General features: G+C 35.7%; 10 protein-coding genes. 7 read left to right on the plus strand and 3 right to left on the minus strand.

The annotated features are described in order from the left end of the window. Positions 1-13 precede the first annotated feature (13 nt). Positions 14-3145, minus strand: coding sequence for a SusC/RagA family TonB-linked outer membrane protein (locus ISU00_RS02230; RefSeq protein ID WP_228852409.1), 3132 nt, complete (start codon positions 3143-3145; stop codon positions 14-16). A gap of 190 nt (positions 3146-3335) precedes the next feature. Between ISU00_RS02230 and ISU00_RS02235 the strand changes: the two genes are divergently transcribed. Continuing rightward, a complete protein-coding gene (locus ISU00_RS02235; protein WP_228852410.1) occupies positions 3336-3938 on the plus strand; it encodes a ribonuclease HII in 603 nt (200 codons plus the stop codon). Positions 3939-3967: 29 nt separating this feature from the next. After that, the gene (locus ISU00_RS02240) at positions 3968-6388 is read left to right on the plus strand and encodes a DUF3352 domain-containing protein (protein WP_228852411.1); all 2421 of its coding nucleotides are present in this window, start codon (positions 3968-3970) and stop codon (positions 6386-6388) included. On the opposite strand, the gene lipB is transcribed toward ISU00_RS02240, so the two are convergent. Continuing rightward, entirely contained in the window at positions 6385-7104 is a 720-nt protein-coding gene (gene lipB, locus ISU00_RS02245; RefSeq protein ID WP_228852412.1) for a lipoyl(octanoyl) transferase LipB, read from the minus strand. The genes ISU00_RS02240 and lipB overlap by 4 nt on opposite strands. 40 nt (positions 7105-7144) lie before the next feature. Then, positions 7145-7303 carry a YqaE/Pmp3 family membrane protein gene (locus tag ISU00_RS02250; protein WP_228852413.1) on the minus strand — a complete coding sequence of 53 codons (159 nt, stop codon included), beginning with the start codon at positions 7301-7303 and terminating at the stop codon, positions 7145-7147. Between the two features lie 100 nt (positions 7304-7403). On the opposite strand from ISU00_RS02250, the gene ISU00_RS02255 reads away from it, so the two are divergent. From ISU00_RS02255 to ISU00_RS02275, 5 genes are all read left to right on the plus strand, one after another. Next, complete coding sequence (locus tag ISU00_RS02255; RefSeq protein ID WP_228852414.1) at positions 7404-8447, plus strand: response regulator transcription factor; 1044 nt, start codon at positions 7404-7406, stop codon at positions 8445-8447. Between the two features lie 125 nt (positions 8448-8572). Next, positions 8573-9004, plus strand: coding sequence for a DUF1573 domain-containing protein (locus ISU00_RS02260; protein WP_228852415.1), 432 nt, complete (start codon positions 8573-8575; stop codon positions 9002-9004). A gap of 120 nt (positions 9005-9124) precedes the next feature. After that, on the plus strand, positions 9125-10816 hold the full coding sequence (lysS, locus tag ISU00_RS02265; RefSeq protein ID WP_228852416.1) for a lysine--tRNA ligase: 1692 nt from the start codon (positions 9125-9127) through the stop codon (positions 10814-10816). Positions 10817-10890: 74 nt separating this feature from the next. After that, a complete protein-coding gene (locus tag ISU00_RS02270; RefSeq protein WP_228852417.1) occupies positions 10891-11193 on the plus strand; it encodes a hypothetical protein in 303 nt (100 codons plus the stop codon). Between the two features lie 20 nt (positions 11194-11213). After that, on the plus strand, positions 11214-11561 hold the full coding sequence (locus ISU00_RS02275) for a TfoX/Sxy family protein (protein ID WP_228852418.1): 348 nt from the start codon (positions 11214-11216) through the stop codon (positions 11559-11561). The last annotated feature ends 2 nt before the right edge of the window (positions 11562-11563 follow it).

Consider the following 11563-nt stretch of genomic DNA (forward strand, 5'->3'; position numbering starts at 1 on the left):
TATATTTTCTTCTTTATAATGATACATTTAATCCAACTGAAATAGTCCTTGAAGGATTAAAGTCGTTTCCTGCAGGTGTACCAGCTAAACTGTATTGAGGGTCTAAACCATCTCTTTTACTCTTTACAAACAGATTCTCTCCTGTTAAAGACAGCCTCAATAAATCTACCCCTATTTTTTCAGTAAATCCTCTTTGGAAGTTATAACCTAGGCTGACATTCTTTAGAGTCCAAAAAGATGCATCAGTTAAAAAGCGGGTCGATTGGGTTCTCACTAAATCTGCAGTTCCGTTTTGCATTCTTGGCACTGAAGTAACGTCTCCAGGTTGACGCCAAGCATTCAAAATATCTGGATGTAACGAATTCCCATAATTTCCGCTATGCATCATTGCAGAATAACCATTATCTAGGAATTTTCCACCAATACCATAGGTAATAAGAAAATCTAGTGTAAGGCCTTTATAACTAAATCGGTTAGAAACTGAACCAAGAACATCTGGTATTGAGCTATCACCAGTATAGGCTCTTTCAGTATCTTCCCAATCATTAGTTGTTTCTTGAACCCCATTTGCATCTAATACAGGAACACTATTACCATCATCATCTAATTCGAACATTAAAAATAGCTGATCCCCTGTTGCTGGGTCAACCCCGGCAGTATGAAGGATATAATAATCAAATCTAGATCTACCTACATCCCACCTTTTAGAACCATTTACAAATGGATCTGGGAGGTATGTAATTTCATTTTTAAATGTGGAAGCTTGTAAAGCAAGATCCCAAGTGAAATCGTTTTTATTAATCAAATGTCCGGTTAAACCAAGCTCCCAACCAGAGTTATACATATCACCAACATTAGCAGGGTAAGAATTTAAACCATTACTGAGTGGGATTGGCAAATCATATAATAGATCTGAACTGTTCTTTTTATAATATTCAACTGACCCTTCAAGGAAATTATTAAACAATGCAAATTCTAAGGCCACATCCCAAGTTTCCAAAGTTTCCCATTGTAATGCTCCATTGCCTATTTCGCTCCAATATATTGCAGGATTACCCGCATTTGAAATCAAGGAATACCTAGGCTGGGACAAGAAAAAGTCTCCTAATTGATCATTTCCTACTTCTCCATACGAGGCTCTAACTTTTAATCTATCAATGAAGGACACATTTTGCATAAAGCTCTCTTGATCTATCCTCCAGGATGCTCCAACCGAATAAAATGTACCCCATCTTGAATCTGGACTAAATACAGAAGAACCATCTCTTCTTACAGAACCAGTTAAATAATATTTATTATTGTAATTGTAATTCAATCTCAAGAAAAATCCTTCTAAGGTGTAATTAGTTGTAGAACCTTCAAGCCTTACAGGGGTGGCGAAATTGTCAAATTCGTAAATCCCTTCTGCTGTTTGTTCGATTGCCAAACCATTAAATGAGGAAAATCTTCTGTCAAAGCTTTCATGACCTGCGGTAATGTCAACGTTATGAACATCATTAAAACTTTTGGTATAAGTTAAGATTTGATTGAAGTTTCTAGTTTCCCTTCTAGATCTCACCTCACTATAACGACCGGTAGGTTGTGCATCACCAATAATATTATTTTCATATTCTTTACTTAGACCTTCATTAATATCCCTACCATAATTTAATCTAAAATTAAGACCTTCTAAAATCTTGAAATCTGCAAAATATCTAAATCCATAGGTATTATTTCTAGTAGTTTCATTGTTTAGAAATAACTCCTGCAGAGCATGGCGTCCTTGGCTAATTGGTCTTGAGCCAATATTGTATTCTGGGTAACCTTCACCATTATCAAAAATTGGATCACCAGCCGCATCTAATACCAAATTACCATTTAGATCATTTATGTAAACTGGATAAATTGAACCAATGTTCTTGGCAAATCCAAATGGATTAACAATACTACCCGTTCCCGCAGAAGTTGGGCCTTGGGATTCAGCAATTGTAACATTGGTACTACCTCCCATAGTTAACCATTCCTTAACTTCAAATTCTGCATTCAAACGCGCTGTTAAACGGTTATATCCTGTGGTAACTACATATCCTTCTTCATCTAGATAGGAAGCCGAGAAAAATACCTGGTGCTTATCACCACCTCCAGAAACATTTACGTTATAATTACTTCTTAAACCTGTTTGCTCCATTACATCATACCAATCTAAACTCTTGTAGATTAAGTTTGCGTTTGGATTAAGTCGTCCATCCGTTCCCACGATTTGATCGTTTGGAACATCGAATGGATTATATCCTAAATTGTTATAGATATTGGCAGAAGCAAAAGCAGGGTCACCACCACCTGCATTGGAATTTTTAAGCGCCTCCCACATCATTTCGTAATACTGACCAGGTGTCACCTCATCATAAGTTGGTATAGCTCGGTCAACAACCCCAGTTTGCACAGAAAAAGATGCACGAATTGGCCCTTTAGTTCCGCTCTTAGTAGTAATTATTACAACCCCATTAGCTGCACGCGATCCGTACAAAGCAGTCGACGATGCATCTTTTAAAATGGTGAAAGATTTAATATCTTCTTGGTTAATGGTATTAAGACCCCCTTCATATTGCATACCATCAACAATAAAAAGTGGATCCGTACTACCATTTAAAGTACCTACACCCCTAATAATAATGCTAGGCGAAGAACCAGGTTGTCCATTGGCTGATGTAAATTGAACCCCTGTTGCATTACCTTCAATTGCAGCAATTGGCGAGGTTACGTTCCTAATAACCAAGTCCTTTTCTCCAATTACACTAGCAGACCCCGTAAAGGCCTCTTTTGTAGAAGTACCATAAGCGGTTACAATAACTTCATCTAAGGAGGCAACATCCTCGGCCATACTAACATTATATGTATTGCTAGCGCCAATGGTAATTTCCCGGGTAACTAAACCGACATAGGAAAACACCAAAACCTCACCTGTACTTACAGAAATACTATAATTTCCATCAAAGTCGGTTTGAACGCCTCTAGACGTTCCTTTAACAACAACACTTACCCCTATTAAAGGCATTCCATCACCTTCACTGGTGACTACACCTGAAACGGTTTTGTTTTGGGCAAGTGAAAAATTCGTCGCAAAAATGACTAGCGACGCAATTAAAAAAGTAATTTTTAATCTCATGTAGTAATTATTTGAATTAGTCTAAACGCAAAAATCTGCATTAATGTTAACTAAATCAAAAATACCCGGGGTAAACAGTGTTAAAAGATTAACTATTTAACATTCCTTTTAGATTTAAAATTTATTGAGTCAATATAATTTGGTTTATTTTGTTAAAGGATTAATAAAACTTTCTTAAAATTTTTAACATTTGAGTCTAATTTCAACATTTTCAAAATTCACTTTAGAATGTGGAACCGATGAGGCCGGAAGAGGATGTTTAGCCGGCCCTGTTACAGCCGCGGCGGTAATCTTACCCGCTGATTTTAGCAGTGAAATTCTCAATGATTCAAAACAGTTAAACAAAAACCAGAGAAATCAACTTAAAATAGAAATAGAGCTCAATGCCCTGGCGTATGCATTTTCGCACGTCTGGCCAGAAACCATCGATCAAATCAATATTTTAAACGCATCTATTCTAGCCATGCACCAAGCCATTGAGAAACTTACCGTTAAACCCGAATTTATAAGTGTAGATGGAAATCGTTTCAAAACCTTTAAAAACATCCCCCATGAAACCATAGTAAAAGGTGATGGAAAATACTTGAATATTGCAGCAGCCTCTATAATTGCCAAAACGGAGCGGGATTCATATATGGAAAAAATTCACGAGGAATATCCACACTATAATTGGATACAGAACAAAGGATATCCTACAAAAGAACACCGGGATGCCCTCATATCATTCGGCCCAACGCCTTATCACAGACAATCATTCAGATTGAAGCCTGAACAATTAAAATTAGACCTTTAACTTTTTATATTTGCAAAAACCCCATCGGTATGCAAAAATCTTGGTTGGCTATTCTTGCCCTAACCATTTTCTTAAGTTGTCAAGAAACTGAAAATAATGATAATCAGTTAATTGATTATCTACCGACAGATGCAACATTTATTTTAACCTCTTCAAACGTAGATTCTTTATCTACCTTGATTGCGAGAAACGCCTTGATCAGCACCGAAAAGGATTCTACATTATTCTCAACGCTACGCACCTTATCCAATACGATTAAACCAGATTCCATTTGGGGTAAAATGTACCTTGCCATTTCTAAAAATGAACCTAATGGACAATTCTTTACTTTAGTTTACAATACCGATTCCTTAATATTTCAAACAGAGACTTTAAAAAGCTTCTCCTCTGAAACGATTAGAACTTCTAAACATACCATAGACCAATTACAGTTAGACTCTACGGCAATCTACCATTATAAAAATTCATCAAATAATGTATTCACAAATGATAAGAAATGGCTGGATGAATCTATAGCTAAATTTCCTTTTAACAATAGAAAATATAGGGATCAGATTAACACAACCTCAAGCGACAATTCTATAATACTAAAAAATTTGAAGCTCAATTCAAATGCCTTAAAGACAAATGAAAATGATACTTTGCCTTTAAGATTGGCAGATGAATTAATATTGGAGCTTTCCATTAGTGAAAATTCGGTTTATTTGAATGGTATTGCCGTTAGCGACAGCTTATCTAATTCAATACAGAACCTGAATAACCATACAAAACCAAGAGAAAATAAATTTGCTCAAATTGCTCCTTATGATATTACGTTTGCACAGAGTTTTGCATTCAATGACTACGAGCATTTCCAAATGGTTAAGCCAAAAATGGAAATAGACTCATTTTCGTCCCAGACAAATGAATTACCCAATATTGTTGAGTTCGCGGTACTCAAGAAATCCGAATCCACAACTTATGCGCTTCATTCACTCGATATCGATGCAACAGCGGATGCGATAGGTTTAGCTTTCCCAAGTGAAAATTATAGGGATATTGACCTTTACCAAACACCTAGAGAATTTAATGCCGTGCTAAAGAATAACAAATATGTGCAATTAGACAGCATTTCTTATTGTACAAAACTTGGAGATTTTATTCTGGTTTCAAACCATGGTGAAACATTAAAGGATTACATTTCGAATTTTCAAAATGAAACTTCATTGGCAAATTCTGAAAATTTCCAAGAAATCATGGAACATTTAAGTGACGAATCTTCCTTATTTTTATATTTCAAGGGTAAGGAACTGGGAACATTTTTAATCGATGATGTAGATTACCAATTTTCCCTTAAGGAAAACCAGAGTTCTGCGATTCAATTTATAAATGAGAATAACTTTTCACATGTTCATGCTGTTTTTGGCAATGCTCCCAAGTCATTCTCTCGACCACAGGTTAAAGAAATCTGGCAGAAAAATCTGGATGCCCCTTTGTTGACTGAACCACAATTTTTGAAAAATCACAGAAATGGGGGTATGGATATTGCAGTTCAGGATATGGAAAACAATTTGTATTTAATTTCCAGTACGGGAACCGTTTATTGGAAAAAGCAGATTGACGGAAGGATATTGGGCACAATTAAACAAATCGATGTATTTAAAAATGGACGATTACAGATGGCATTTGCCACACCAAAAACCCTTTATGTTTTAGACAGAACGGGAAGAAATGTAAGCGGTTTTCCAGTAAATCTGCAACATCCTGTTACCCAACCTCTTTCTGTTTTTGATTATGATAATAACAAGAATTATCGCCTCATGCTTACCCAAGGAAAATTTATTTCATTATTTGACAAAAAGGGCAAGCTAGTTAGGGGATTCAATTACAAGGTTGCGGATGAAATTAATACAGCTCCACAACATTTCAGGATTGGCCGTAAAGATTATATAGTTTTCCATCAGGGCAATACCTTAGAATTGTTAACCAGGCGTGGTGAAAAGCGTATACCTGTTAAAAGCAGCTATAATTTTTCAAACAATCCCGTCCTTAATTATGAAGACAATTTTGCATTTACGACAAAGGAAGGAGCATTAGTACAGGTAGATCAAAAAGGTGGAATTAGCAGCGCTAATTTATCCTTGGCGGAGGACCACTATGTCACCTCTACAAATCGTACTTTAGTTACACTTTCGGATAATATATTGAAAATAAAAGATAATGAGGTTGAGTTACCTTTCGGAAGATATACAGCACCTATTATTTTTTATATCAATAATAAGATTTACGTTACCACCACCGATTTACAAACCAGCAAAGTGTACCTATTTGATAGTCAAGGAAAAACTATTTCAGATTTTCCTGTCTATGGAAGTTCATCGGCCGATCTGCAGAATATCGATAAAGATTCAGCTTTAGAAATAGTGGTTAAAGGTGGTGAGAATTCAATTCTACTTTATGAATTGAATTAATGCTTAATTGAAGCAGGTTCTATTTTCAGTTCAGCCTCAAACAAAATTTGGAAATGCCCTAAAAGTTTTTCTTTCACTTCTTCTATGTCCAGATCTTGGCCTAATTCAACATGCATGGAAGTAACTGCTTTGCCCCTAATGCCGCAAGGCACTATATTATCAAAATAGCCAAGGTTGGCATTAACGTTCAATGCAAATCCATGCATTGTCACCCATCTACTCGCCCTGACACCCATGGCGCATATTTTACGGACAAAAGGAGTGCCAACATCTAACCATACCCCAGTTTCACCATTACTCCGTTCTGCCTTCAACCCGTATTCAGCCAAGGTTAAAATGATCATTTCTTCTAGCAATCTTAAATATTTATGAATGTCTGTAAAAAAATTTTCCAAATCCAAAATTGGATACCCCACAATTTGTCCAGGCCCATGATAGGTGATATCACCACCGCGATTTATTTTGTAAAAGGTCGCTCCTTTTTCCTCTAATTGTTTTTCATTTAATAGCATATTAGAGATATCACCGCTTTTACCTAAAGTGTAAACATGCGGATGTTCCACAAACAGGAAGTGATTATTTGTAGGTTGTGGCTCCAATGAATTTCTATTGCCAATTTTGGTATCGACAATGCTTTTAAAAAGCTTCTCTTGGAAATCCCAAGTTTCTTTATAATCCTTTAGCCCAAGGTCATTTACTGCAACTGCCTTATTCATTCTGCAAAGATAGGAATAATGCAACTTTTGTTGAGTGCGATTATCTTTTAGGGTTGTTAACAATTACTAAGGCTGCAATAACACCAGGAACCCAACCACAGAGCCAAAGTAAAAAGGTTATTAAAACAGATCCACAGCCTTTGTCTAACACGGCAAGTGGAGGACAGATTATGGATAGTATAACTCTAAAAATACTCATTCTTATTTGATTTTTGATTGATGCAAATTATAGGTCTATATAATACAAATCTTGTTACATAATCTTGGCAATGGTTTGAAGAATTTGTTAGCTTCGTGCTATGAGATTTATTTTCTTTCTCCTCCTTAATATCATGGCTTTTGCCAACTGTTTTGGTCAATACCTTTTTACGGGACATGTAGATAAGGACAAATGGCAAGGCCCCGTCTTTTTGTCTTATGTTGAGGATTATCGAATGGCCAATGGAATTTATCGCGACCAAATCATTGGTACAGCAGAGGTAGACAGTCTGGGGTATTTTGAATTTCACGGAAATGAACTTGAAAATGCCAATCGCATTTATAGAATTCATGTTGATAATTGTAGCATTAGCACTTCACAACATTTTAATGATGTCTGTGATGAGAATAGGGCTATTTTGTTTATTGCCAATAATAATGATACCATCAATTTTCCTGTTTCTTTCGAAGACCAAACATTTTGTGAGGTTATTTCTACCAATTCTTCTACTGCTTCTTTAATGAAAATAGATTCGTTAAAGGAGATAATGAAATTTGAATTTGCTGATTTCCAAAGTGAAGCAAACAATAAATTGAATAATAAAAAGTGGTTTAAAAATTTCCAGGTATATGGTGAGCAATTAAAAGAACCTCTTGCTGAATTATATGCTTACCAATATTTGACCAACCGATCTAACGAAACTTACCAATACTACCTCCAAGATTTAAAGAGCAATAATTACTACCCAAGTTTACAACAAAGATTGAATAAGGTTTATCCGCAATCCACCTACCTTCAACAGTTTGACAATGAACTTAAAGCGGATGAATTTCTTATTTCCAAGTATCACGAATCATTGCCAAACTGGGTTTATGTGATTATTATTTTGTTGTCGGTTTCAATTATTATGAATGTATATTACTTTAGTAATTCTAAATCAAAATCTTCTAACGACCCAAATTTATTGGGTCAGCTTACTCCTCAAGAGTCGAAAATACTTGATTTAATACTCCTTGAAAAAACCAATAAAGAGATTGCGGATTTGCAATTTATATCGGTAAGCACTGTAAAGACGCACATTAACAACATCTACCGCAAACTTAAAATCAATAGCCGAGAGGAAGCCAAGCAACTGTTTGGATAAAAAATGTAATATGCTGATTTACAAAATTCAACCGGGGTACTAGTACCTATTTCAAACCCCTTTTTATTGACATTAGATAAATATTAATTGATGTTTGTGTAGTTATAAACTCAAAATCAAAAATTATGAAATCCAAAAAATCAATCTTAACTTCTAAATTTCTTATTCAATCCAGTTTACTTCTTTTTTTATTAATGACTTCGTTTTCTTCAAAGGCACAGGAAAATGTAACTGACAAGGCTGGGGAATTAACTTTTAAAAGTGAAACAATAGATTATGGCAAAATTGCGGTTAATTCAGAAGGAGGTAGAACCTTCGCTTTTAAAAATACGGGGAATGCACCAATTGTAATTTCAAAAGTAAAAACATCTTGCGGTTGTACTGTAGCCGATTATCCAAAAGAGCCTGTAATGCCAGGCGCAACTGGAGAAATTGCCGTTAAATATGACACAAAGCGTATAGGTAATTTTACAAAAACACTTACAGTTTTTTCAAATGCTTCTAAACCACAATTAAACCTTAGAATTTCAGGTGAAATACTTCCTGCGGAACAATAATCTTATAAATTTTACTAAAATGAAATGGAGGCATATTTCAATTGCCTCCATTTCTCGTTTATAGCCGTTTTCTACAAATTGAAAAAACCTTAATTTTGCAATCCTAATAAAAACAGCAATATGCAGCTTTCAGAACAGGAGATTGTAAGAAGAGACAAATTAAAGCGATTAAAGGAATTGGGTATCAATCCATATCCTGCAGATTTATTTAAGATAACGGATCATTCTAAAGGCATTAAGGCCAATTATGAAGAAGGTAAATCGGTAACCATTGCCGGAAGATTAATGTCTAGAAGGATCCAAGGTAATGCAAGTTTTGCTGAGCTTCAAGATTCAGAGGGAAGAATACAAGTGTATTTTAACCGAGATGAAATTTGTCCGACAGAAGACAAGAGCAAGTATAACGAAGTATATAAAAAGCTTTTAGATATCGGTGATTTCATTGGTATAAATGGAACTCTTTTCACCACCAAGGTTGGTGAAAAAACTGTTATGGTAAAAGACTTTACATTGCTTAGTAAAGCACTACGCCCCCTGCCACTCCCTAAAGTGGACGCTGAGGGTAACATCCATGATAAATTTGATGATCCAGAATTGAGATACCGCCAACGCTATGCTGATTTGGTAGTAAACCCGCAGGTGAAAGAGGTATTTATAAAGCGTACAAAGCTCTTTAATGCTATGCGTGACTTCTTTAATGACGCTGGATATTTTGAAGTTGAGACACCTGTCCTGCAACCAATCCCTGGTGGTGCGGCAGCACGACCTTTTGTAACACACCATAATACCCTAGACATACCATTATACATGCGTATTGCCAACGAGCTTTATCTTAAAAGACTTATTGTTGGTGGCTTTGATGGGGTTTATGAGTTCTCTAAAAATTTCCGTAACGAAGGTATGGACCGCACACATAATCCAGAATTTACCGCAATGGAAATTTATGTGGCGTATAAGGATTACAATTGGATGATGGATTTCTGTGAGCAATTGTTGGAACATTGTGCAATAGCCGTCAATGGAACCACAAAAGCAACGTTTGGAAAACATGAAATTGACTTTAAGGCTCCGTATAAAAGAGTTACCATGGCAGATGCCATAAAGGAACATACTGGTTTTGGTATCAATGGGAAATCTGAAGATGAGATACGAGAGGCGGCCGAAAAAATGGGTGTTGAGGTTGACGATACCATGGGTAAAGGCAAATTGATAGACGAAATATTTGGTGAAAAGTGTGAACCGCACTATATACAGCCTACCTTCATTACCGATTACCCAAAAGAAATGAGTCCATTATGTAAGGAACACAGAACAAATCCTGAATTAACGGAGCGTTTTGAATTGATGGTATGTGGAAAGGAAATCGCTAACGCATATTCAGAATTGAACGACCCGATTGACCAAAGGGAACGTTTTGAACATCAATTAAAATTGGCGGAGAAAGGTGATGATGAGGCCACTCAATTTATAGATTACGATTTCTTAAGGGCCCTGGAATATGGGATGCCTCCAACATCAGGAATGGGAATTGGAATGGATAGATTGGTAATGTTTTTAACTAATAACCAAAGTATACAAGAGGTATTATTCTTCCCCCAAATGAAACCAGAGCGCAAAATGCCTGCCATGACGGATGAAGAGAAAGAAGTTTTCTCCATACTGAAAGAACAATCCCCAATAGAACTTGATACATTAAAAACGGCTTCAGGCTTGTCGAATAAAAAGTGGGATAAAACCATTAAAGGACTTACAAAACATGGCTTGGCGAAGGTGAGCAAGACGGATGATATCCTGCTCGTTGAACTAGCATAAATTATTATAAAAGTATTAAATGAGGAACCCAATTGGGTTCCTTTTTATTTTACTACAAACTTAGGCAACAACGAATGCAACCTCATTATAATTTTGGGGATATGCAATTCACTCGATATTATAGTCAGTTTATTAAGGCTAACGGAGTTCCCCATCTCAATTTGGAGCAACATCAACGTTTGTTTAATATCATTTCTTTGGAAAGTCGATTGAAAGAACTCAAGGATTGGAGTATAAAATTTAAAAATTCTTCCTTAGAGCGAGAAAACGAATACAGGATGTTTCTCCTTAGAAATAAAATTGATGCTCTTACAAACAAAAAATATCCTAAAGATGTATTAGCTATAATGCTACAAAAATCTGAAATTGACCAATAAAAGTCATCTTAATTATACATATGGCATATTCTGAATACTTAGCTGAACGAATTGAAAACTCCTTGAAAAAAGAGGTTGAATACGAAACCAAAAAAATGATGGGTGGCTTAGTTTTTATGGTTTTTGGACACATGTGTTTGGGAATAAGTAGAGATAAGAATACGGATGAAGATCGATTAATGATAAGGTGCGGTAAAGAACATTATGATCAGTTATTAAAATTACCAGGCGCACGTATCATGGATTTCACGGGTAAACCAATGAAAGGGTTTCTTCATATTTACCCAGATGGATTTGACCATAACAGGGATTTAGAATTTTGGATTACTCAAGCCTTATCTTTCAACAAAACCCTTAGGCAACCATAAAT

This window comes from Aegicerativicinus sediminis (assembly GCF_015476115.1).
GTDB classification, from domain to species: Bacteria; Bacteroidota; Bacteroidia; order Flavobacteriales; family Flavobacteriaceae; genus Aegicerativicinus; species Aegicerativicinus sediminis.